Raw genomic sequence first — 24575 nt, 5'->3', positions numbered from 1 at the left:
TTAATAATTATATGCCCAATGAAAAACTTTTTCTCCAATCTATTTAATAGAAATAACGATCCAAAATCGATTATTTCTTTTGATGTTATAGATCCAATTTATTCTTATTTATATAATGAAAATTCCAATCTTGAATTTAAAGTAAAAGGAATTCAGGATAATGTCTCTGTTAATTTATTTTATTTTCCCGGTTCATTAGATCATGAAGAGGCCCAATTGGAAATTAAAAAAGCAGGTTTCAATAATTCTTATGAGGTTTTAAATGAACTTTATAAAAAAATGAATATTGGTGTTCTTTCTGAAGAAATGATTCAGGAAGGATTAGAGTATGATTTTATACACATTCAGTTTTATTCTGAGCCTACTTCTGATGAAAAAAAGTTCTTTAAACGTTCCATAAAAAATTTCATTATCTTTTTTTGCGGTACGAATAGTTTAGAAATCAATGATTTTAAAATTCTGTATTCAGGAACCCATTTCTTCGATTATACAAAAGGTTTGCTGGAAAGTGAGCTTTTAGATTTTAATAATCCAAAGAATGAAAGTCAGGAAATTGGAGTTAAAAATTTAAAAATAGTATTGCAGGGAATCTGCCAGTATTTAAATATAGAAATTCCGCAAAGTATTGAACTTCCTTCATCAGAAAATTTAATAGAGAATGAAGAAGTTACAATAAAAACGTTTGAAGAGTTTGTCAAATTAGTTTCAAGAGAAAATATCGAAGATAAAGAACTTAAAAAGTTATCAAAAAAACTTTTCAAAAATTACCAAAAAGATTCTAGTGAATATCACACCATTGTTGAAGGACATTTTGATTTCTTCGAAAACATAAATGCCTGGAACAGCGACTGGAAATTTGATCCCGAAGATGCTGAGTATTTCATTTCTGAAATGATTGGTGAAGATTTGAATTTTGAATATCCAGAAGAGACTTATAGCCATGATTTGTTTCCATACATTCAATCGGCATTAGAAAAGCGTGGTTTTGAATTGATGAGTTATAATACAAATGGTGATAATTATTTGTTCTTTGTTGCTAATAAAGAAGATGTTGGCAGGATTTTAGAATTATCTGAATTGACGAAAATTGAGATTGATAAGTTGTAGAACTTGATTAATTATTCGGTGATGTGATTTGTGTAGTCCCTACGGGACAAATGTGCAGTGTGTTTTCTTTTTTGTTACCGATATGAAATCTCTACGAGATATTATCCTGATAATTTATTCTTTTTAATCACAACTCCGCTAGGAGTTAAATATCGGTAGAAAAAGATATTTCAAAGGATTTCAAATGTCCCGTAGGGACTATACATTTTGTTATATACAAAACAGGTTTTCGCGTGAGGGATAGGAGCAGGCTACCGAAGTAGCGCGGATAGCCCGACAGCAATATAAAAAGGGGCGACTAAGCGATTGCATAGTCAGCCCCTTTTTATATTGATGGCACGCCCAGATTATTATTTACGGAATCAAAATAATTTTCCCGGTACTTTTTCTACTTTCCAGGAAATCATGTGCCAGTTTTCCTTCTGATAATTTAAAAGAAGTTGGTTCAGAAAGTTTAATTTTTCCTTCAGTAATCCAATTGAATAATTGAGATGCACGTTTAATTCTTTCTTCTTTAGAATTTAAATAACTCCATAAATCACCGCCGGTTAAAGTTTTAGAACCATCCATTAACATTCTTGGATCTACAGGTTCAGGATCGCCGCCCGCCATTCCGAAGAAAACAACTTGGCCGCATTCTTTTGTGACTTCAAAACTTTCCTTTAAAGTGCTTCCAATACTGTCGTAAACAGCATCAACACCATTTGAAGCAACTTTAAAAACCTGTGATTTCCAATCGTCATTATAAAGAAAAACATGATCTGCGCCCTGATTAAAACCAACTTTTGCTTTTTCGGCAGATGAGGTTAAACCAATAACCGTTGCTCCAAGAAGTTTACTGATTTGGGTTAGAATTTGCCCAACGCCGCCGGCAACTGCGTGAATTAAAACCGTTTCGCCTTTTGTAGTTTTATGACTGTCTGTAGCTAAATAATGTGCTGTTAAACCTTGTAATAAAACAGAAGCCGCGGTTTCAAACGAAATATTTTCAGGTAAAGGCAGCACGTGATTTATATTTACGGCAACCAATTCTGCATTGGCAAAAGGAGCATCGGCAAAAGCCACACGATCACCCACTTTATATTCAGGATGATTATTAGCATCTACAACAATTCCTGCGCCTTCGTAACCGGCGATAAAAGGCGGATTTCCTTTTAAATGATAATTTCCTTTTCGTCTGTAAACGTCAGCAAAATTTAATCCGATGGCTTTCATCTCGACTAAAATTTCATCGTTTTTTAATTGCGGATTAGGGATTTCGATATATTCTAAAACATTTGAATCTCCAAAAGTGGAGAAGGTAAGTGCTTTCATTTTTTAAATTTTTAGGACTACAAAAGTACGCCAAAATTCAAATTAAAAGCCTCATTTAATTTTTTAAATGAGGCTTTGGAAATGTTTTTTTAGCCACAGATTAAAAAGATTTTCACAGATTATATTTTTAAGTTTTAAACTTTCAAAAAATCCTTATAATCCTTTTAATCTGTGGCAAAAACCAAATTTATATCTTAGGAAATTTCATTTCATTAAAAGTGCTTTTTTGTTTGGCTAAAGCTTCAACATCTTGCCATTTTCTTGGAGATTCTGCAGAAAGATTTTCGTAGGAATCTTTTTTGATTAAAATATCATCTTCGATGCGAACACCAATATTCCACCATTTTTTATCACATTTGCTGTTTGCCGGAATATAAATTCCAGGTTCAACAGTTAAAATCATATTTTCTTTCAGCGTTCCGCTGTAATTTCCTTTGTCATGAACGTCTAAACCAAGAAAGTGAGAACAACCGTGCGGATAATAAATTCTGGCATCTTTAGGATCTGTAATAATGCCTAACTTAATTAATCCAGCTGCTACGACTTCTCTGGATCTTTTAGTTAAATCCTGAATTGGAGTTCCTTCTTTACAAAGTTTAAAAACTTCTTCCTGAGCATCGTAAACGATTTGATAAATTGCTTTTTGCTCTTCGGTAAATTTTCCGTTTGCGGGAATTGTTCTGGTAACATCGGCAGAATAACCGTGATATTCAGAGCCAACATCCATTAATAATAATTGATTGTCGATTTTTACTGCATTATTTTCTCCGTAATGTAAAATACATCCGTTTGCTCCGGCACCAACAATTGGCGGATAACCTTCGTCTTCAGCACCATATTTTCTGTGAATGTAAGCGTGAATTCCGTCGGCTTCGTTTTCGCTCATATCCGGACCAACTGCTTTCATAACTTCGTTATGCGCAACACATGAAAGTTTTACTGTTTTGCGCATTAATACTATTTCTTCGGGAGTTTTTATTTCGCGAAGTGAATTGGTAATGTTAGTAAACAATGTTACAGAAGCTTCATTTTCTTTTTCAATTCCGGCTTTAGTTTTGAAAGATTGTAATAGGGAATATAAGTTGTCGATATTTTTACTGCTTTCAACATCTGTTGGAATATTGTCGTAAATGATTTTGTCGAATTTTTTAAAATCAATAGCAAAATCGTTGAAATCTTTTCCGTTGTAAACGGTTGTAAAACCTAATTTAGATTTTGCACCTTCAACTCCTAAACGTCTTCCTGTCCACATTTCTCTGTTGGCATTTCGTTCTCTCACAAACAGTACTTCATTGTATTTTTCAGTTCCCTGTTCTTCTTTAAAAATCAATAAAACGGCATCTGGTTCTTTATAGCCTGCCAGATAATACATATCTGGATTTGCGTGGTAATTGTAATTAACGTCTTTTGAAAAAACTCTTTCCGGATAAGAAAAAACTACAGCTACTGAATTAGCCGGCATTAGGTTTCTAAAAGCTTCGCGGCGGCCTTTGTGAAATTCTTTCGAAAGATAATCTGTTGGAAGGTTTTCTTGTGCCTGAATTTGGAATGCACTAATTAAAAAGGCAAAGAATAAAAGAAATCGCTTCATTTTTTTGATTTTTTATTGATGATTTTTGGTTTTTTGAATGATGCAAATTACGAAAAAAATAGAATCACCTATTATAATTTAAGAGTTTGGTTAATAATGTTTTAAATAAAATGGCGTAAATTAGAGATCAGAATATTACAATTTGGCGGATAGTAAAATAAATTTTTTTTAGCCAAAGTTTCTAACAAGGCATGAATATTGAGAAAGTGATATTGCAGGATAATTTTAATCTTCAAAAAACAAAATATATTAATTTTTAAAAAGTAAATTTTATGAAAAAGTATACTATTGCAATCGTATCGGTTTTAACCTTATTAATAACTTCGTGTATGGCATCAAAAGATACAAAAGGCACTGCCAATATTTATGATACAACTTGGGAATTAGAATATATTTCGGGGCCAAGAATTGCTTTTGAGGGATTGTATCCAAATAAAAAACCGCAGCTTACTTTTGATGAAAAAGAAAAAAGGGTTTATGGAAATAACGGATGTAACGGTTACAGCGCACCATATACTTTAAACGGAAAATCTTTAACTTTTGGAGAAGCGGGACCGACTACAATGATGTTTTGTGAAGGCGGCGGAGAACAGCAATTTTTAAAACAAATTAAAAATGTTACAAGCTATTCTATTGATAAAGATGGAAAACTAAATTTAATTCAGGACAAAATTCCGGTAATGCGATTTAAAAAAGTGGCTAAACAATAGTTTTAAAATCTATAATATAAGAAAAGGGGAAATGATTCATTTCCCCTTTTTTATTAGCTGTTGTTTTGTTTCTTTTTCAGTTTGTCTTTAAAAATTTTTTCAAATTTTTCTATTTTCGGCTGAATCACCATTCTGCAATACGGCTGATTTTTATTGTTTGCATAATAATTTTGATGATAATCTTCGGCTTTATAAAAAGCTTTAAAAGGTTCGATTTTTGTCACAACCGGATTACTGTACACTTTTGCTTTGTTTAATTCGGCAATAATGCTTTCGGCAGCTTTTTTCTGTTCGGCATTTTTGTAGAAAATTACAGAACGGTACTGCGTTCCAACATCAGCGCCCTGACGGTTTAATGTTGTTGGGTCGTGAACAGTAAAAAAGACTTTAAAGATTTCATTAAGATCTGTTACGTTTTTGTCATACGTAATTTGTACAACTTCGGCGTGACCGGTTTCTCCCGTACAGACTTCCTCGTAAGATGGATTTACAGTTTTTCCTCCAGAAAATCCCGAAACAACAGATTTTACTCCGTCCAGATTTTCGTAAACAGCTTCAACGCACCAATAGCATCCTCCGCCAAGTGTAATAGTTTCGTAATCTGGTTTTTTATTTTGTGAAAAACCGCTTATTGATAAAGCAAAAAGGCAGATTAAAAGTATATTTTTCATTTGTATATTATTTATTATCAGGAATAAAATCAAGAGCAATCGAATTCATGCAGTAACGTTTTCCGGTTGGTTCCGGGCCGTCATCAAACAAGTGGCCTAAATGTCCGCCGCAGCGTCCGCAAAGCGCTTCGATTCTTTCCATTCCAAGTGAATTATCATTTTTATAAACGACGCTTTTTTTGTTGTCTTGTTCAAAAAAACTAGGCCATCCGCAGCTGCTCGAAAATTTAGCAGTCGATCTAAAAAGTAAGTTTCCGCAAGAAGCGCAGTAGTAAGTTCCTTTTTCATCCGTGTTCCAGTATTTTCCGGTAAAAGGCCTTTCGGTATCAGCCTCACGCATTACGGCATACACATCTTCGGGCAAAACCTTTTTCCATTCGGCGTTGCTTACATTTAGTTTTGTCGTATCGGTGTTTGAATAATAAGGATTTCCGGGTTTACTTATTTTGTTTTCCATAGTAACCATTTTTGCAGGTTCTTTTTTTGTGTTTTGTCCGCATGCCTGTAAAATAAAGAGCGGAATTAAAAAGCAAAGGCTAAAAATTAAGTTTTTCGATTTCATAAATTTTTGGATCATTTATCTGAATTTCAAAGATACGATGAGATTTTGCTTAGAAATGTCGCCTAAATTACAATTCAGATATATTTAAGTATGTTTTAACTTTTTATTATTTACGTAAAACAAACAGCTGTAGTTTTTATATCTTATTTTTAGTGGATTTTTGTTCTGAAATAAAGCATAGATTGTTGTAAATCAAAATATTATAAAAAGTAATCAGTAGTTAAACTTTTCACAATGTTTTCCAGGATTTTATAGCCATTTCTTTTTTCGTATTTTTGTTTTATCAATACGCCTTATGACAGAAGAAAACGTAATATTAGTTAATCAAAACGATGAACAAATTGGCTTAATGCCAAAATTAGAAGCACATGAAAAAGCAGTTTTGCACCGTGCCTTTTCGGTTTTTATTTTAAACAACAAAAATGAAATTATGCTGCAGCAGCGTGCTCATCATAAATACCATTCTCCTTTACTGTGGACAAATACTTGCTGCAGTCATCAACGCGAAGGTGAAACGAACATTGAGGCAGGAAGCCGAAGATTGTTTGAAGAAATGGGTTTTAAAGCAGAGTTAAAAGAGCTGTTTCATTTTATTTATAAAGCTCCTTTTGATAATGGTTTAACAGAGCATGAATTAGATCACGTTATGATTGGCTATTATAATGAAGAACCTAATATAAATCCGGATGAAGTAGAAGACTGGAAATGGATGAGCATTGAAGATGTTAAAGCAGATATTGAAAAACAGCCCGAAATTTATACCGTATGGTTTAAGATAATTTTTGATGAATTTGATCATTATCTCGAAGACCATAAATTATAACCAAACCAACCAAAGACCTAAATGAGAGTAACCATATCAAGAAAAGCGCATTTTAATGCTGCACATCGATTGCATAGGAAAGATTGGTCATTAGAAAAAAACAATGCCGTTTTTGGAAAATGCAATAATCCCAATTTTCATGGTCATAATTATGGTTTAACAGTAAGTGTTACAGGAAAAATTGACCCGGAAACTGGTTTTGTTTTAGATGTGAAAGTATTAGCGGATATTATACTGGAAGAAGTAGAAATTCCGTTTGATCACAAAAACCTGAATCTGGACGTTCCGGAATTTCAGGATTTGAATCCAACTGCAGAAAATATTGCGGTTGTGATATGGAATAAAATTAGAAAAAGAATTCAGCCCGATTTTGATTTAGAAATCGTGCTTTATGAAACAGACCGCAATTTTGTAACTTATAAAGGAGAATAATAAATGTCATTAAAAATAGGAGATATAGTTCCGAATTTTACTGCAAAAGATAGTCACGGAGAAGTTTTTGAGAGCAAAAGTGTTTTAGGACGAAAACCTTTAGTGATTTATTTTTACCCAAAAGATAATACACCAGGCTGTACAACAGAAGCTTGCAGCTTTAGAGATCAATACGAAGATTTTTCAGCATTAGGTGCAGAAGTAATTGGTATAAGTGCCGATAGTGTAAAATCGCATCATAAATTTGCTAATAAACATAATCTGCCATTCATTTTGCTTTCTGATCAGGATAAAAGATTGAGACAGCTTTTTGGTGTGAAAAATAATCTGTTCGGACTTTTGCCGGGAAGAGTAACTTTTATTATTGACAGAAACGGAGTGGTTATTTATATTTTTGACAGTATGAATGCCGCAAAACATATTCCGAAAGCGCTGGAAATAATAAAAGAATTAGTATTGTAGATTTAGAAAATAGTATTACATCATTGTTTAATTAATAATAATATTAGCCGAAAAACTTAAAAAATTATGAAACCAGAAAAATTATATCCGCTTCAATTTGAACCAATCCTTAAAGAAAGAATCTGGGGTGGAGAGAAATTAAAAACATTATTAAACAAACCAATCACTTCTAAAATTACCGGTGAAAGCTGGGAATTATCTACAGTCGAAGGCGATGTAAGTACTGTTGCTAACGGAGACTTAAAAGGAAAATCGTTAATGGAGCTTATTGATGAAACTCCAAATGAAATTTTAGGAACAAGAGTTTACGAGCGTTTCGGAAAACAATTTCCATTACTTTTTAAATATTTAGATGCACGCGAAGACCTTTCGATTCAGGTTCATCCTAACGATAAATTAGCAAAAGAACGTCACAATTCATTTGGTAAAACCGAAATGTGGTACGTAATGCAGGCTGATACTGATTCCAGAATTATTGTTGGTTTTAAAGAAAACTCCAGTAAAGAGGAATATTTAAAACATTTACATGATAATACTTTAGTTTCTATTTTAGATGGTGTAAAGGCAAAAGCCGGAGACGTTTTCTTTTTAGAAACAGGAACTGTTCACGCAATTGGTGCCGGTTTAGTGGTTGCAGAAATTCAGCAGACATCTGATATTACGTATCGTTTATACGATTTTGATCGTGTAGATGCTCAGGGAAATAAAAGAGAACTTCATGTAGATTTAGCACTTGATGCAATTAACTACAATAAAGTTGATACACAAAAGAAATACGATACAAAAGCAAACACATCAAACGTAGTTGTTGATTGTCCTTATTTCACTACAAACCTTATTCCGTTAGAAGATAAAGTAGAAGTTTCTAAATCTGGAGAAACATTTACGGTTTATATGTGTATTGAGGGAAGTTTTGAAATCGAATACGACGGATTCAAACATACTTATATAAAAGGAGATACTGTTTTAGTTCCAGCTGCGATAAATGCATTTAATTTAAACGGAAAAGCTTCAATTTTAGAAATTTACATTTCATAGCACTTAATCTAAAGATTATGTGTATTTTTGCAGACGCAAATTAAAATTATAATAAAAATGGCAAACGTTAAGAATTTAAAGAAAGACATCAATTTTGTATTAGGAGATATTATTGAGGCAGTTTATTTGTTTGAGATGTCTACAACAGGAAATCCTACTCCGGAAACGAATGCTTTAATCGATGAAGCTATCGCTGCATTTGATACTTTGATTACAAAAGTTAACGCTAAAAACGTTGAAAATAAAAAAGCACACTTCAAACAAATCAATGTTGAATTAGAACAAACTGCTAATCAATTGATTGAAAAAATCAACGCATTGTAAGCAAAAAAAAGTGTAAAAAAGTGCAAATTTATTTTGGGAAAACGAAAAACCGCTTTATATTTGCACCCGTAATGAGGCCGATGTAGCTCAGCTGGCTAGAGCAGCTGATTTGTAATCAGCAGGTCGTGGGTTCGAGTCCCTCTATCGGCTCAACGGAAAACCATCACAGAAATGTGATGGTTTTTTTAATTATAGAGAGAGGTGTGAAATTATTTTTGGAAATATAAAAAACAATTTTATCTTTGCACCCGTAATAAAAAAATAGGCCGATGTAGCTCAGCTGGCTAGAGCAGCTGATTTGTAATCAGCAGGTCGTGGGTTCGAGTCCCTCTATCGGCTCAAAAAAACCATCACAGATTGTGATGGTTTTTTTATGCTCAAAAAAAATTCCAATTTTTTAAATTCCAAATTCCAAACGGAGGTTTACACACGTTATATTTTTATTCATTCAGAAATAAACGCAAAGTATTGTCATTTCGACCGAAGGGAGAAATCGCACTCGGGAATCTACAAAGAGAATCGCCAATCTTTGTCGAATTTCTAGTGCGATTTCTCCCTTCGGTCGAAATGACAAAAAATGATCTTATCTGCCTAATTTTTGATGAGCGGCTGTAAATTGTCCTGAAGACATTGCTGCAAAAATTGACAGCTCACCTGTTAAACATAAAGCAATTGCAATTTCGGCAAGTTTACCGCTTTTTCCTGCGCCATAGCAGCCTAATAGTTCAAGACATTCTTTTTGGGTAGGAAATGAAGTGCCGCCGCCCACTGTGCCAACAATCATATTAGACATGGTGATGGCAAAGTAAATGTCGTTGTTTTCGATTATTTCCATTCTTGTGACAGCAACAGAAGCTTCACCTGTACAGGCAACATCTTGTCCACAGGCAATAAACAAAGCCGCAAGTCCGTTAGAAGGATGCATGCCGCTTCCTACTACGCCGGCTTTTTTTGCACCCGAAACACATATTCGCCATTGTTCATACAATAATGCCGGAGTAGTCTTTAATACTGATTTAATGATCTCTTCTTTTAACACGATTTCAGCAGTAACTTTTTTTCCGCGAACTCTTGTGTTTAAAGGACTTATTTTTTTATCACCCGAAAAATTACCTTCAATAGTCCAGAATACGGGCTTTATTGGGCAGTTTTCGAGTATAAACTGGCATATCCTGTCTGAACAGATGGTAACCATATTTTGACCCGATGCATCGCCAGAGGTATATTCTAATCTTAAAATTGAAATATTGCCTTCTATATTTACATTTACATCGTTTAAAATGGCGTAATTACTGCTTTCTCTGGTTAAGGCTGAAAATGTTTCGGTGTGATCCATAACCCATGATGAAAACTTTCCTGCCTCAAGTAAGTTTTTAAATTTAAAAGTTGGTGTTCTTTGTACACCTTCCTGAAGTGTAATAACGGTTATTGGCCCGCATTCTCTACATGCTTTTGCGCCTCTGTTGTAAGAGGCAAGAAGTGCACCCTCAGTAGTAGCAAGCGGTATGTAAAAAGCTCCCTGGGCAACGCTTCCGTTAAGTATCAATGGACCAACAATTCCGGTAGGAATCTGGCTCATTCCAATATAATTTTCAATATTGCCTTTTAGGCTTTCGTTATTATTAAATACTTTTTCACCTGATATGAAGTCCATGTCTAAATTAAGTGTACTTCGTATGAAATTCAAACGTAGTTTTTGACCATTTATAGAATATGGATCCTGATCAGGTATTCTTTCTGCTTTTGAAAGTTGATGATCGTAAGATTCCAATTTATCTAAAACAGATGAATCTATATAATCATATTTTGGACGACTGATATTACTGGTTAAGTTTTTCATAGCTTATTTTTTTAAGATTGCAGCTAAGGTATTACAAATCAACTTATTAACGATGTAAATTCTGACTTTTTAATTCATAATTGTTTAATTGTCAGATATTTATGTTAATTTTGATTAAAGCTTGAAAAAAGGCATAAAAAAATCCTGTTCTATTAAATAAAACAGGATTAAACTTTGACTTAAACCGAGTATTTTTAACTGTAAGTTATTGTTTGTTATTCACTTACGTTTGTTTTTTGTTCTTCTTTTTTGATTTCAGCTACATATTTGGTAAGCTTTTTTCCGTAAAGTGACTGTGCTACTTTTGGAGTCATTGATTTTTGAATTGTATCAAGAAACTTGATATTAATATCATATATCTCTGCTAAAGCAATATAAGGTGATACTTCGTGATCTTTGTTGTTAATGGCGAAGTTTGTAGCATACAAATATTTTCTTTTGATATTTGACTGTTGTTTAGCGTCAATGCTGTCAATCGCTTTTTGATCTTGTCTTTTAATTGCTTTAAATCTTGCTTCAACCATTGATAGATTCTCATCAATAAAACGAGAATTTACTTTTTTGTATTCTTCAAATAACTCCTGATTTTTAGATCCGGTAATTTTTGCACTCGAAATGAAATTATCTAAATTAGTATCAATGTTGATATTTCCGGGTTCAGCAAAAAATAAAATATTATTGTCTAAAGAATTCGTTACACCGCGATCAAGAAACAGATAAAGCATTTCTGGAGATTCTAATTTAATATCTCTTTCAAAAGAAGCATTTCCGTCAATTTTAACACTGTCGATAGCAACAAGCGATGTATCAACAATTCTTTGAATATATAAAGTTCCGGTTTTTAAACCTTTTATATTTCCTGTAAGGTGTAAGTTGTCTGCAGCAGATTCTTTTTTGCTACACGATGCAAGCAGTGCAAGAGTAACAAAGGCAATAATTGATTTTTTCATTAGTTTATTGGATTTTGGTGCAAAATAAAGAAAATAGTTTGAATGTAAATAAGTCACCGTTAATTTTTCTAAAAAATAAAAATCCCAATCTATTTCTAAATTGGGATCTGTATATTTTTTTAAAAATGAATTGGTTACATTACTAAAGTGTAAATCGCTCCATCTTCATGCGTATACGTATATTTGGCATCACAGTCATTGTTTCCATAATCTATAACACCATTTAAATATCCGCCCTGAATTTTTAATTTTCCTTTAGAAACATACTCGCAGGAATATTTTTTAACTAAGGTTTCCTGTACAGTTAAAGTCAAAGTTCCTCCTTTTTCTGTAGTTACAGTATGAGTTCCTTCAGGCATTTCATAAATATTATCTTCTAATACGTATGGAGTATCAACACCAGCAGTTTGTTTTATGGTGTGTATTCCTGAATTTGTAAAAACTCTTCCCAGTAAATCTGTAAATTTTCCGTTTGTTACCTTTCTGCTCCATTGCGGTACAGTTGCAACAGTAGTTGTGTTAGTATATTCTATAGTTCCTTCCAGTTTAAATCCGTTTATAGAATAATCGATTCTTTCTATCGTCATTTTACTTCCGGTTGTAATTACCGGACCAGAAAGCGTAATTTTTAGTTTTCCTTTTCTTGTAATTTGATTTATCGTACAGCCTGTACCATAATCAACAGTAAAAACTTTTGGATAAGGAGTTCCGTTTGGAGTTGTAACTGCAATATTGTAGCAAGCTTCGGGAGAAGCTTCAGATGGTTTTGCCGCAGGATTTGTATTTGACACGGTTAATCCTGTTTTAATATCCATTTCATTTATAGCGTCAATTACAACAGATGCGCTGACAGCAGTTGTGTCTGCCTGATTGACAACTTCATCGCTGCTCGAACATGAAACATAAATAAATGCCGAAGCAAACATTACAAAAAGTAAAATAGCCGTTTTTTTCATATTGGTTTTTGTTTAAGATTAGATTAAAGGCATTCAAATGTAATAAAAAAAATAATTCACAAAAAAAATCCTGAAAATTCTACTTTCAGGATTTTGGCTTTTAATTATTTGTAAATCAATTGTTTTTAGACGGTTTTGTAATATTCGCTTTTGGCTTTTCTGATTTTTTTATATTCTTCCCAATCAAATTTGTTTAAGAACTCTGCCGCTTTTTGCGCTCCGCGAATGAACAAATCAATTTTGGCATCATCAGTAAGATTAAAATTCAGCCAGTTGTGATTTCCGGTATCAATATATCCTATAAGGTTTTTAAAATCGGGATTTTTTCTTAAAAATTCTGAATCATAACCAAATCTCGCGGTGTCAAACATAGAGCTTATTACATTGGTGATTTTTTCGTTTTTGTTGATTTCATTTTTATCATATCCCAGTTTTATACCAAAAGTAGGTGATGCCGGAACATTCATATTCTCATGAAAAATATCAATAGGAAAGTTTGAAATTATCCCGCCATCCATAAACATAACTTCTGACGGAACTGAGGCGCGTAAACATGTTGCTTCGTTCCATTTATTCCAGGCTTCAATACCGCCGGGAATATTTTTAATTCTAAACGGAGTAAAGAATAGCGGAATCGACATGGAAGCTCTCACAAAATCGGCAGGATTTTGAACATCCGGATTAGAATAAAACAAGTCGATCATTTTAGGGAAAATAATTTTGCTTTCTGTAGTAATATCTGCGGTTATTATCGCTATTTCACTCCAATGATCTTTTCTGGTATAATCTTCTTTGTCATCAAGTTTTACTTTGTTAATTCTAAATAATTTATTGTCGTTTGAAACCCCTTTTTCACGCAGCGCTTTTAAATCGCCATAATTTTTAATTCCTTTCTGCGAAAGCAAATTTGTCATCCATTGATGAAAATTAGTACCGGGATTTAATCCTAAATCATCTTTAAAATTATCTACAACCTGACAGCCTTTCATAACTAATTTAAGATTTCCGGCATCACTTAATAAGGCGTCAATAAATTCGCGTGCATCATGATCGCCATCTACAAAATCGTATAAATTTTTGTTACATAAACATTCTAAAATCCATTCTGACTTTGTAATATCAATTGGTCCGGCAGCCGCCATAAGCATGGTATTAATACTTCCGGCAGAAGTTCCGGCTAAACTTAAAAACCGAATTCCTACTTGTTCCAAAACATAAACATATCCAACCAATGCAACACCAAGAACTCCGCCGCCTTCCTGAACTAAATCTACATATTCGTTACCATTTGCATCTACAATATCAGAGAATTTCTTTTTCTTCTCTTTAATTTGTTCCTTTAAATCTTTTATAATCGATAAGACTTCACCATTGTGTATAAACTTTTCTTTCTCCATGATTTCCAGAATTTAGGTTTTAGGTTTGTTTTTTGCAAAATAATTTTATTTAATTGTTTGATTTTCAGATATGTAAAATTATAAATTCGATTATCGGCATAAAAGGGGAGAATTACCCTTTTTTAAGATATTTGAAATTAGTATAGAGCAAAAAAAATCCCGCAGAAATTAATCTGCAGGATTTTGAGTTTTGTCCTTAGTGGTTTAAAAAATAGAATCTTGCTATTTTCTAATCTTTTGTAACATCAGTTGTATTAGGTCCTCCAAAGCCAAAGTTTAGAGAAAGTAGTGAAATCAATGTACCGTTTGTTGTGAATATAGGTTTAAACGAACTTCCAATTTGATACGATAGAGCAATTTGTTCTGTGAGTCTGTAGCTAAATGTACCTATGTATTGAAAATCAGATGCTGTTTCTTTTGTATACAAAGTATTACCAGAACCATCTGTACCAGCGGCCGAGAGAGAACTGCTTTTTCTGCCGGTTGCTTCAAATTCTATAGAGAATTTTTTAAACTCACCTAATATTGCTAATCCGTAATCAAAGTTGTTTTTATAAACCTGTGTGTCAGGGAAATATTTTTCGAAGTATTTTTTATTGTACCACTCATAACGTAAAACGCCAATTGCTTTTAGAAAACTAATTTTATCTGAGAATTTATAAGATGGATTTATCCAAAATGATTGTCGCGGTACTTGTGAATATTCAAAATCATTGGTAGGGAAATTTAGTGATAATGCGTAAGCAAAATCAAGATTAAATCCTTGTCGTTCTTTAATGTAAGTTTTAAATTCCTCATAACTTCCCATCATTTTAGATTCTACTAATTCTAAAAAAGAAGTAAAAAACGCATCTGTATTATTTTCGTCAAAAGAGAGGTTTTCAGCAGCATCGTAGATGTTTTTGGTTATTTCTTCGGCTTGCTTTATTGATTTTTTACCTAAAACCTCATTAATACGAATAGTTACAGAATCATGAACAGCGGTTAAATATTCTTCTTTTGTTTTATAATGAAATTTAGATTCAAGTTCAATAAGTCGAGACATGATTTTTGAACCCACGCGCTGGTTGATAGTAAGTTTATCAATATGTTGTTTGATAATTTCTTTGTCTTGCGCATTTCCAAAAAATATCGATGTGCGATACCCGAGAGCAATACTTTTTGTTTTTGTACTGTCTTGCAGTAAAAAATTTTGAGTTGAAGCTACCGAAAAAGAAGAATTTCGGAGGATTTGGTTCAGATTGATTTTTGGATAAAGATATTCCTCTATTGTAATGCCGTGATCTGTGGCCCAGTAAGGCATAAATTCTAAGCCAAAATCGTTAGGAATTATACTGTTGCCATTGTTATCGCTAAAGTTTGTAAAAAGTGCAGCTTCTAAAGCACGATATGATTTAGGCTGTATTATAGAACTTGGCTGCATGCCTAAAATTGATGCCGCAGGAGATGAAGGAGTGGTAAGTGCGTCCAGTTTTTTTTGAGCCTGTATTGTACCAAAAGAAATCAGGAAAATTAATATCCAGTTTTTCATTTTACAGAAAATTTAATTGTTAAAATGACATAAGGACGATCTGTTTCACTTTTATCATTACTATGACTTTTTAGTAATTTTTCGTTGATGTAATATTCAATAATTATTTTGTCTTCTTGTGGTATTGGATTTGCGATATCTGAAACGACAAATGTTTTTTCTGAGAGAAGGGATTCTATATTTCCTAATACTGCTTTTCCGGAATTGGCAATTTCCGGATCATTATTTCCAGGAATGTTAATTACGGTATGACCAATGTTTCCATCCGATATAAATTTGACTTTAAAAGTAATTTCTTCTTCTGCTTCGGCTGTGTACGATAATTTTTCGTAACGGTATATTTTTCTCATAGTTTTGGTTAGTTAAATGTTTTTTCTGAGGTTGTTATATTTCGAAATAAAATTACATAAAATATCATTTTTAAGGTACGTACAAATACTTGTTTTTTAAAGAATTAACTCACACTTAATAATTAACCGTTTCAGCGTAAAATAAAAAAGCCCGCAAGTAAAAACTTGCAGGCTTTTGGAGAGATTATTATTTAATCTTATTTGATCATTTCAAAACTTCTTTTTACAAAAGCAGTCAACGCTTCACCTTTTAAAAGGTTTTGAGATAACTTAGCTAAGTCTAAAGCTTGTTTTACCAAATGTTCCTGATGCGTTTTATCTTCTGTATTTAAAATACTTGAAGCTAAATCAGAATTAGTGTTTACAACCAAATTGTACATTTCCGGCATATTTCCCATTCCGAACATTCCGCCGCCGCCTGTTTGGCTCATTTCTTTCATTCTACGCATAAATTCTGGCTGCGTAATAATAAATGGAGCTGCCTGGCTGTCCATAGCTTCCAGCTGAACGCTGTATGCTTTAGGAATATAAGCTTCTAATGAAGTTTTTAATGCTGCTTTTTCTTCATCAGATAATTTAGAAATCGTGTTTTCGTCTTTTTTGATTAAGTTATCAATATGATCAGAATCTACACGAACGAAAGTCAAATCACTGTTATCGCCTTCAATTTTTTGAATTAAATGCGAGATAATTGGTGAGTCTAAAAGCAATACTTCGTATCCTTTTTCTTTTGCTGCTTCAATATAAGAGTGCTGAGCATCTTTGTTACCGGCATAAAGAATAACTAATTTACCATCTTTATCTGTTTGGTTTTCTTTTAGTTTTTCTTTTAATTCTTCTAAAGTAAAGTAAGTATCGTCAACCGTTGGGTATAAAACAAACGCACCAGCTTTTTCGTAGAATTTATCTTCAGAAAGCATTCCGTACTCTAAAACGATTTTAATATCATTCCATTTTGCTTCAAAATCAGCACGGTTTTCGTTAAATAAAGCTTTTAATTTATCAGCTACTTTACGCGTAATGTAGTTAGAGATTTTCTTAACCGCACCATCAGCTTGTAAACCAGAACGAGAAACGTTTAACGGAATATCCGGTGAATCGATAACTCCTTTTAACATTGTCAAAAATTCAGGTACAATCCCTTCTACGTTATCTGTAACGTAAACCTGGTTTTGGTACAATTGAATTTTATCTTTCTGGATTTGCATGTCTGAACCTAACTTTGGGAAATACAAAATACCAGTTAAGTTAAACGGATAATCTACGTTTAAGTGAATGTTGAACAAAGGATCTTCAAACTGCATTGGATACAATTCTCTGTAGAAGTTTTTGTAATCTTCATCAGACAATTCAGAAGGCTGTTTTGTCCAAGCCGGATTTGGGTTATTAATGATATTATCAAGTTCAATAGTTTCATTAACGTAATCTTCCGGAGCGTCTTCTGGTTTTGGAAGTGTTTCTGTTCTTGTTCCAAATTTAATTGGAATAGGCATAAACTTATTATACTTATTCAATAAACCGCTGATTTTAGAATCTTCTAAAAATTCTAAAGAATCTTCAGCAATGTGCAAAATGATTTCTGTACCACGTGAAGTTTTGTCAGCCGGCTCTAAAGTAAATTCAGGGCTTCCGTCACAAGTCCAGTGTGCAGCAGGTTCATCTTTGTATGATTTTGTAATGATTTCTACTTTTTCTGCAACCATAAAGGCAGAATAGAAACCAAGACCAAAGTGACCAATAATTCCAGAATCTTTTGCAGAATCTTTGTATTTATCTAAAAATTCTTCAGCTCCGGAAAAAGCAACCTGGTTGATGTATTTTTCAACTTCATCAGCTGTCATACCTAATCCCTGGTCGATAATATGGATTTTTTTTCCTTCCTTATCTACTTTAATTTCGATAACCGGATTTCCATATTCTACTTTTGCTTCGCCAATACTAATTAAATGTTTTAACTTTAATGTAGCATCAGTTCCGTTTGAAACCAGCTCACGTAAAAAGATTTCGTGATCGCTGTATAAGAACTTTTTGATTAAGGGAAAGATGTTTTCTACTGAAACATTAATTTTACCTGTTGTCATATTTTTTTATTTTTTGAATTTAACTTGATGATTTTCATTTAGTCAAATAAAATACCAATTTTTTTTAGGTGACAAATTGTCGTAAATGTTAATTTTGAAAGAAAATAATTAGATTTTGGAACTGTTAATATTTTAATGAATCGTATATTTGTGGTACACTAATTGTTAAAGGTGTAAGTATTAACTTAAATAAATGTACAAAATGAAGAAAATAATTTTCATTTGCATGATTGCTACAGTGTTATTCGCGTGCAAATCATCTTCGTCTACAGCTTCAACAGAAGCAACAACGCTTTCGACTAAACTTGACAGACCTACTCAAGTCGCTATTAAAGGGAACTGGGTACTTACTAATGTATCTTATGCAGGTTCTGATTATATTAAAGTAACTTCATTTGATCTTGCAGATTCTAAATGTTTTATTGGCAGTACCTGGAATTTTATTTCAAATAATAACAAAGGTACAATGAATCTAAATTCTCCAAATTGTACAGCTTTTACTTCTCCAATTGTTTGGAGTATTAACAATCAGGGACTTTTTGTTCTTAAAATTGTAGATCCGGGATTGAAATCTAAAAATGTAAAATCTGGGTATTTACTAAAAGTTGCAGGTTTAACGGATAACTCTTTTCAGTTAATCGACAATATCAATGTTGGCGGACAAACAAAAGATGTTACGTACCAATTTCAAAGAGCTAATTAATATTAAAAAGGATAAAAATGAAAAAGATAACAGTTTTAGGTTTAAGTAGTTTACTTGTATTAGTTAGTTTATTTACAAGCTGCGATTCAGTTAAAAACGCAAACAATACTCAAAAAGGTGCCGGAATTGGTGTAGTTGCCGGTGGTATTATTGGAGGTATTTTAGGAAATAATTTAGGAAAAGGCGGAAACGCTGCGTTAGGAGCTGCAATTGGAGCTGCTGTAGGTGGTGGAACCGGAGCCTTAATTGGTAACAAAATGGATAAACAAGCCCGTGAAATTGATCAGGCTTTACCAGGTGCGTCTGTAGAAAGAGTAGGTGAAGGAATTCACTTAACTTTAAATGAAAACGCTGTTCGTTTTGATACAAACAAATCAACTTTAACTCCTCAGGCAAAAGCAAACTTAGATAAATTAGTTCCTGTTTTTAATGAGTACGGAGATACTGATATTCAAATCTTTGGTTATACTGATAATACAGGTAAACCAGAATATAATTTGACACTTTCTGGACAAAGAGCTGCTTCTGTACAGTCTTATTTAGTTTCAAAAGGATTAAAATCAAGCCGTTTTAAAACTTCAGGTTTAGGTATTGTTGATCCTATTGCAACAAATGATACTCCGGAAGGAAGAGCTCAAAACCGTCGTGTAGAATTCTCTATTACAGCAAATGACAAAATGGTTAACGATGCAAAAGCTGAAGCTGGAAAGTAATTTCAGATAAAATAAAATATAAAAAAAGCTGTTTCATAATTGAAGCAGCTTTTTTTTGACTTTAGAAATTAAACATCGTAAATTTGACCTCTCTAATTACAACACATGCTTGATATTCAAAATATATCTTTTTCGTATACTGATAAACCAGTTATAAATAATGTTTCTTTTTCGATCAATAAAGGCGAAAATATTGCCATTATTGGCGAAAGCGGTTGTGGAAAAAGTACGCTGTTAAAGCTTATGTACGGTTTGTTCGATTTAGACGAAGGTAAAATATTTTATAACGAAAAACCTATTCTGGGGCCAAAATACAATTTGATTCCCGGAATGCCTTATATGAAATATCTGGCGCAGGATTTCGATTTGTCTCCATATGAAACTGTGGCAGAAAATGTTGGAAAGTTTCTTTCAAACGGTTTTGCAAACATGAAAAGACTTCGTGTTCAGGAATTGTTAGAGATGGTAGAAATGGAACAATTTTCTAATGTTAAAGCCAAGTTTTTAAGCGGAGGGCAACAGCAGAGAGTAGCTTTGGTGAGAGTTTTAGCTTTAGAGCCAGAAGTAATTTTGCTTGACGAACCTTTCAGCCAGATTGATGCTTTTCGTAAAAATGCTTTACGCAGAAACTTATTTAAATATTTAAAACAAAAAGGAATCACCTGTATTATTGCTACGCATGACAGTACAGATGCTTTATCTTTTGCAGATGAAGCGATTGTAATGCGACACGGAGAAATTATCGTAAAAGGCGATCCGGCAAAAATATACGAAGATCCACAGACTAAATATGTAGCTTCATTATTTGGAGAAGTAAATGAAGTTGCTACACATTTATTGCTTCCTTACGAAGATGAAACTCATAAAACATTAGTGTATCCGCATCAGTTTAAAATGGTTTCAGAATCTAAACTTCCGGTAAAAATTAGAAGAACTTATTTTAGGGGAGGACATTATTTAGTTGAAACCGTATACAAAAGACAGTTAATATTTTTTGAAAGTGAAATTGATTTACCGCTTGAACAGGAAATATTTCTTGGCCTGAATTATCTTTAATGAGGTAATTTGCCAATTAGATAATTAGATAATTTTTGATCTTAAAAAAAATAAACCCGACAAGTTTTTGAAACTGTCGGGTTTACTTTTTATAATCGTTTAAGAAATAAATTAGTTTTTCAAATACTTCTCTAAAAACTGATCTTGTTCCCAAAGTACGTGCAGGATATTTTCTTTGGCTACATAACCATGTGCTTCTTTTGGTAAAATCACCATTCTTGCAGGCGCTCCCAAACCTTTTAAAGCCTGAAAATAACGTTCTGTCTGCAAAGTAAAAGTCCCCGGGTTATTATCAGCTTCGCCATGAACCAATAAAATTGGCGTTTTCATTTTTTCTGCATTCATAAATGGTGACATAGTATTGTAAACTTCTGGTACTTCCCAGTAATTACGCTGTTCTGATTGAAATCCGAAAGGCGTCAGTGTTCTGTTATAAGCACCGCTTCGCGCAATTCCGCAGGCAAAAAGATTAGAATGGGTCAATAAATTTGCAGTCATAAATGCACCGTATGAATGTCCGCCAATGGCAACTTTTTTACGATTAATATATCCCAGAGCATCTACTGCATTAATTGCGGCTTCGGCATTGTCTACTAATTGAGAAATAAAATTGTCGTTTGGTTCTGTAGTTCCTTCGCCAATAATTGGGAAAGCAGCATCATCTAAAACAACATATCCTTTTGTAACCCAATACACAAACGATCCATAATACGGAAACGTAAATTCATTTGAATTTTGGGTAGACTGGCCAGCGCTGTTTCTGTCTTTATATTCTGCCGGATAAGCCCAGATTAATAAAGGCAGTTTTTCTTTTTTAGCCTTGTCATAACCTGCAGGAAGGTATAAAGTTCCCGAAAGTTCCAGCCCATCTTTGCGTTTGTATTTAATTACCTCTTTGCTGACATTTTTAATGCTTTCAAATGGGTTTTTGAAATCAGTTATTGCAGTTAAACTATTTGGTTTTTTAATGTTTCTGAAAAAGTAATTTGGATATTCTGTTTTTGATTGAATCTGAACCAGAACTTTACCTGATTTATAATCTTCAATTTCTAAAATTTCTTCTTTTTTATCCTTGTAAGGCGAAGTATAAACACGTTTTGATTTTAGTGTTTTTAAATTAAATTCATCAACAAAAGGAAACTGGCCATCTTTAGTGTAGCCATCTCCAATTCGGTATAAATTATCTTTTTCAAGAGCTAAAACATATTTGTTGTATTCATTCTTTCTGGTTTCGAAAACGCCGGGATCAGAGTAAACATCTTGTGAATTTCTATCAGTTATTAATTTTGGCTGTTGATTTGCATCTGAAGGATTTATCAAATACGTTTTCTCATTTCGGGTATCGTACCATTCATCAGAAACAACGGCAACATTGTCATTTCCCCAAGTAATGGTATTAAAACGCTGAAGTGTTTTGACTAATGATGCAGCTTCTTTATCAAAAGGTGCATCCCAAAGAAAAACTTCGTCTCTAAAATCTACTTTGTTTGCAGGATCTCCTTCATCTAAAGCTGTTACGTATGATAATGTTGCAGGTTTGTCATTTCTCCAGGCCATTTCCCTTTTTCCTTTTCGAACAGCCATAAAACCTTTTGGCATAATTTCATTCAGCGGGACTTCGTTAACCGTTTTTATTTCTTTTCCTCTAATGTCGTAAACAATCGTTTTAGAAGGAAATCTGTTTAAAGGCACAACATACGAAAATGGTTTTTGAATGGTAGTCAGCATAATATAATTGCCGTCTGGCGAAATTTTCTCGCCCGCAAACATCGCAGCTTCTTTAAATAAAACAGCATCACCATCTAATTTGACTTTGTATAATTCAGATGTAACGCTGGTTTCAAAATTAGCTTCGTCATTTTTGTTTTTCAACATATCAGGATACGTTCTGTTTTGAGATTTTTCTCCAGATGTATTAGAAATAATAGGTCCGGTTGGTAAATCTTTTTTAGAATCTAAAAGCGGCTGTCTGTTTTTTGGAAGCATTTTTACCAAAATTGTTTCATTGTCTGAAAACCAATTAAACGGATTTCCAAGATTGGCATTTACATTTGCTTCCGTAAGTTTTGTGGCCTGTGCCGATGCTACATCTAAAACCCAAAGTTCAACACCCGTATTTGTAGTGTGAGAAAACAGGATTTTTTTATCGTTTGGCGACCAAAGAATATTCGCGATTTTTGGATTTTGCGGCAAACCAGAAACCTGAATTTCGTCTTTACCATTTATTTTTCTAAGTTTTAAATTCGTAACATACGTTACTGTACTTGATATATTAGTAACGGGATTAATTCGTATTCCGGCTAAACGAATTTCGTCCTGATTCAAATCGTCGAGCGTTTTGTATGTGTTTCGGTACAATAAAAGCATATTTTCTTTTTTTGTATCCATTGAAACGGTTGGAGCTCTTTGGTAATCGGCCAGATCTAAAATAGATTTAGAAGGCTTTTGGTAAGTTAAATTCTCCTGAGCAAAAGAGAAAAAACCTATATTTAAAAATAAGAACAACGTAACCTTTAATTTCATGAGTTGAATTTTTTGGGTTTAAAAAAAATGGTATTCAAAATGTTTGTCTAAGATACTTTAGTCTTGTTACATTTTAAATCTTATTTTTCATTCTTTTCAATGAATTCCTCAATAAACTGGTTTTTCAAAAAGTAATTGTTTTTAAACAGTCTGATAATTAAAGTATATTAAATTGCTAATACCGAAAAAAATAGTATTTTGTACTCTTATGTTTTAAAGTATACGTAAATTTGCATTCTAAATTTTTAACAAATAACAATATTATATGTATCATTCAAAAATAGCAGGCTTAGGATATTATGTTCCTTCAAATGTTGTGACAAACGATGATTTGTCTAAGATAATGGATACCAATGACGAATGGATTCAGGAACGAACAGGGATTCAGGAGAGAAGACATATCATTCGAGGAGAAGATACTACGACTTCAATGGGTGTAAAAGCTGCTAAAATTGCTATAGAACGTTCTGGCGTTGCCAAAGAAGATATTGATTTTGTAGTTTTTGCTACATTAAGCCCGGATTACTATTTTCCAGGACCTGGAGTTTTGGTGCAGCGTGATTTAGGATTAAGAACCGTTGGCGCTTTAGATGTTAGAAACCAATGTTCTGGTTTTGTTTACGCAATTTCTGTTGCAGATCAATATATTAAAACCGGAATGTATAAAAATATTTTGGTTATAGGTTCTGAGGTTCATTCAACCGGATTAGATATGACAACTCGCGGACGCGGGGTTTCGGTTATTTTTGGAGATGGAGCAGGAGCCGCAGTTTTAAGCCGTGAAGAAGATTTGACAAAAGGTATTTTATCTACACATTTACATTCAGAAGGACAGCACGCCGAAGAATTGGCTTTGCAAGCACCAGGAATGGGAGCGCGCTGGGTAACTGATATTTTAGCAGATAATGACCCTAATGACGAAAGTTATTATCCTTACATGAACGGTCAGTTTGTATTTAAAAATGCAGTGGTTCGTTTTGCCGAAGTTATCAACGAAGGTTTAGAAGCAAATGGACTTCAGGTTTCAGATATCGATATGTTGATTCCGCATCAGGCTAATTTGAGAATTTCTCAGTTCATTCAGAATAAATTCAAATTAACTGATGATCAGGTTCATAACAATATCCAGAAATACGGAAACACAACTGCAGCATCTATTCCAATAGCTTTGACAGAAGCTTGGGAACAAGGTAAAATCAAATCTGGTGATACCGTTGTCTTAGCCGCTTTTGGTAGTGGATTTACCTGGGCAAGTGCAATCATCAAATGGTAAATTAATTCATCTTACATTATATTTAAAACCTGCTTCGTTTTGGAGCAGGTTTTTTTATACTTTAGTATTGTCATTGCGAGGAACGAAGCAATCTCAGGGCTAATATTACGTTACTAACTAGAAATGAGATTGCTTCGTTCCTCGCAATGACAAACGATGAGAAAATAG

23 protein-coding genes and 2 tRNA genes are annotated in these 24575 nt (G+C 33.2%); 13 read left to right on the top strand and 12 right to left on the bottom strand.

The annotated features are described in order from the left end of the window. The first annotated feature begins 18 nt into the window (after positions 1–18). Entirely contained in the window at positions 19–1107 is a 1089-nt protein-coding gene (locus tag NLJ00_RS01705) for a DUF6630 family protein (protein ID WP_256636046.1), read from the top strand. 354 nt (positions 1108–1461) lie between these two features. On the opposite strand, the gene NLJ00_RS01700 is transcribed toward NLJ00_RS01705, so the two are convergent. Beyond that, on the bottom strand, positions 1462–2421 hold the full coding sequence (locus tag NLJ00_RS01700; RefSeq protein ID WP_053470920.1) for a quinone oxidoreductase family protein: 960 nt from the start codon (positions 2419–2421) through the stop codon (positions 1462–1464). 187 nt (positions 2422–2608) lie between these two features. Beyond that, positions 2609–4012, bottom strand: a complete 1404-nt coding sequence (locus NLJ00_RS01695; protein WP_053470921.1) for an aminopeptidase P N-terminal domain-containing protein — start codon at positions 4010–4012, stop codon at positions 2609–2611. 272 nt (positions 4013–4284) lie between these two features. On the opposite strand from NLJ00_RS01695, the gene NLJ00_RS01690 reads away from it, so the two are divergent. Continuing rightward, positions 4285–4722: an META domain-containing protein gene (locus NLJ00_RS01690; protein WP_053470922.1), complete on the top strand. Its 438-nt coding sequence runs from the start codon at positions 4285–4287 to the stop codon at positions 4720–4722. 53 nt (positions 4723–4775) lie between these two features. Here NLJ00_RS01690 and msrA read toward each other — a convergent pair whose 3' ends face one another. Further along, positions 4776–5393 carry a peptide-methionine (S)-S-oxide reductase MsrA gene (msrA, locus tag NLJ00_RS01685; RefSeq protein ID WP_053470923.1) on the bottom strand — a complete coding sequence of 206 codons (618 nt, stop codon included), beginning with the start codon at positions 5391–5393 and terminating at the stop codon, positions 4776–4778. Positions 5394–5400: 7 nt separating this feature from the next. Beyond that, on the bottom strand, positions 5401–5955 hold the full coding sequence (gene msrB, locus NLJ00_RS01680; RefSeq protein WP_053470924.1) for a peptide-methionine (R)-S-oxide reductase MsrB: 555 nt from the start codon (positions 5953–5955) through the stop codon (positions 5401–5403). Positions 5956–6250: 295 nt separating this feature from the next. On the opposite strand from msrB, the gene idi reads away from it, so the two are divergent. The 7 genes from idi (at position 6251) to NLJ00_RS01645 (ending at position 9373) form a co-directional block, all read left to right on the top strand. After that, on the top strand, positions 6251–6778 hold the full coding sequence (gene idi / locus NLJ00_RS01675; protein WP_053470925.1) for an isopentenyl-diphosphate Delta-isomerase: 528 nt from the start codon (positions 6251–6253) through the stop codon (positions 6776–6778). A 21-nt stretch (positions 6779–6799) separates the two neighbouring features. Then, on the top strand, positions 6800–7210 hold the full coding sequence (locus tag NLJ00_RS01670; protein ID WP_053470926.1) for a 6-carboxytetrahydropterin synthase: 411 nt from the start codon (positions 6800–6802) through the stop codon (positions 7208–7210). 3 nt (positions 7211–7213) lie between these two features. Further along, entirely contained in the window at positions 7214–7672 is a 459-nt protein-coding gene (locus NLJ00_RS01665; RefSeq protein ID WP_053470927.1) for a peroxiredoxin, read from the top strand. 66 nt (positions 7673–7738) lie between these two features. Then, the gene (locus NLJ00_RS01660) at positions 7739–8710 is read left to right on the top strand and encodes a type I phosphomannose isomerase catalytic subunit (RefSeq protein ID WP_053470928.1); all 972 of its coding nucleotides are present in this window, start codon (positions 7739–7741) and stop codon (positions 8708–8710) included. Between the two features lie 57 nt (positions 8711–8767). Continuing rightward, the gene (locus tag NLJ00_RS01655; RefSeq protein ID WP_012022371.1) at positions 8768–9034 is read left to right on the top strand and encodes a hypothetical protein; all 267 of its coding nucleotides are present in this window, start codon (positions 8768–8770) and stop codon (positions 9032–9034) included. A 76-nt stretch (positions 9035–9110) separates the two neighbouring features. Then, a tRNA-Thr gene (locus NLJ00_RS01650) sits at positions 9111–9184 on the top strand. A gap of 115 nt (positions 9185–9299) precedes the next feature. Beyond that, a tRNA-Thr gene (locus tag NLJ00_RS01645) sits at positions 9300–9373 on the top strand. Positions 9374–9617: 244 nt separating this feature from the next. On the opposite strand, the gene NLJ00_RS01640 is transcribed toward NLJ00_RS01645, so the two are convergent. The 7 genes from NLJ00_RS01640 to htpG all read right to left on the bottom strand — a co-directional run bounded on the left by NLJ00_RS01640 (position 9618) and on the right by htpG (position 18139). Then, positions 9618–10874, bottom strand: coding sequence for a hydroxymethylglutaryl-CoA reductase (locus NLJ00_RS01640; protein WP_256636045.1), 1257 nt, complete (start codon positions 10872–10874; stop codon positions 9618–9620). 215 nt (positions 10875–11089) lie between these two features. Beyond that, positions 11090–11824, bottom strand: coding sequence for a DUF4369 domain-containing protein (locus tag NLJ00_RS01635; RefSeq protein ID WP_256636044.1), 735 nt, complete (start codon positions 11822–11824; stop codon positions 11090–11092). A 134-nt stretch (positions 11825–11958) separates the two neighbouring features. Next, positions 11959–12780 carry a hypothetical protein gene (locus NLJ00_RS01630; protein WP_256636043.1) on the bottom strand — a complete coding sequence of 274 codons (822 nt, stop codon included), beginning with the start codon at positions 12778–12780 and terminating at the stop codon, positions 11959–11961. A 125-nt stretch (positions 12781–12905) separates the two neighbouring features. Continuing rightward, positions 12906–14177 carry a patatin-like phospholipase family protein gene (locus tag NLJ00_RS01625; protein WP_256636042.1) on the bottom strand — a complete coding sequence of 424 codons (1272 nt, stop codon included), beginning with the start codon at positions 14175–14177 and terminating at the stop codon, positions 12906–12908. Positions 14178–14406: 229 nt separating this feature from the next. Then, positions 14407–15708, bottom strand: a complete 1302-nt coding sequence (locus NLJ00_RS01620; protein WP_256636041.1) for a hypothetical protein — start codon at positions 15706–15708, stop codon at positions 14407–14409. After that, positions 15705–16058, bottom strand: a complete 354-nt coding sequence (locus NLJ00_RS01615) for a hypothetical protein (RefSeq protein WP_256636040.1) — start codon at positions 16056–16058, stop codon at positions 15705–15707. The genes NLJ00_RS01620 and NLJ00_RS01615 overlap by 4 nt, the downstream gene beginning before the upstream one ends. 197 nt (positions 16059–16255) lie before the next feature. Further along, positions 16256–18139 carry a molecular chaperone HtpG gene (htpG, locus tag NLJ00_RS01610; protein ID WP_053472442.1) on the bottom strand — a complete coding sequence of 628 codons (1884 nt, stop codon included), beginning with the start codon at positions 18137–18139 and terminating at the stop codon, positions 16256–16258. A 202-nt stretch (positions 18140–18341) separates the two neighbouring features. Here htpG and NLJ00_RS01605 point away from each other — a divergent pair, with 202 nt between their 5' ends. The 3 genes from NLJ00_RS01605 to NLJ00_RS01595 all read left to right on the top strand — a co-directional run bounded on the left by NLJ00_RS01605 (position 18342) and on the right by NLJ00_RS01595 (position 20611). Then, positions 18342–18842, top strand: a complete 501-nt coding sequence (locus NLJ00_RS01605; protein WP_053472453.1) for a lipocalin family protein — start codon at positions 18342–18344, stop codon at positions 18840–18842. Positions 18843–18859: 17 nt separating this feature from the next. Beyond that, positions 18860–19555: an OmpA family protein gene (locus NLJ00_RS01600; protein ID WP_053472441.1), complete on the top strand. Its 696-nt coding sequence runs from the start codon at positions 18860–18862 to the stop codon at positions 19553–19555. A 105-nt stretch (positions 19556–19660) separates the two neighbouring features. Beyond that, complete coding sequence (locus NLJ00_RS01595) at positions 19661–20611, top strand: ABC transporter ATP-binding protein (protein ID WP_256636039.1); 951 nt, start codon at positions 19661–19663, stop codon at positions 20609–20611. 111 nt (positions 20612–20722) lie between these two features. Here the strand turns inward: NLJ00_RS01595 and NLJ00_RS01590 are convergent, their stop codons facing one another. Continuing rightward, positions 20723–23134: an alpha/beta hydrolase family protein gene (locus tag NLJ00_RS01590; RefSeq protein ID WP_256636038.1), complete on the bottom strand. Its 2412-nt coding sequence runs from the start codon at positions 23132–23134 to the stop codon at positions 20723–20725. Positions 23135–23399: 265 nt separating this feature from the next. On the opposite strand from NLJ00_RS01590, the gene NLJ00_RS01585 reads away from it, so the two are divergent. Beyond that, a complete protein-coding gene (locus NLJ00_RS01585) occupies positions 23400–24407 on the top strand; it encodes a 3-oxoacyl-ACP synthase III family protein (protein WP_232680849.1) in 1008 nt (335 codons plus the stop codon). The last annotated feature ends 168 nt before the right edge of the window (positions 24408–24575 follow it).

The sequence above is a fragment of the Flavobacterium panici genome (assembly GCF_024499525.1).
GTDB classification, from domain to species: Bacteria; Bacteroidota; Bacteroidia; order Flavobacteriales; family Flavobacteriaceae; genus Flavobacterium; species Flavobacterium panici.
Note: the sequence above shows the minus strand (reverse complement) of the source record. Positions and strands in the feature narration are given on the sequence as shown.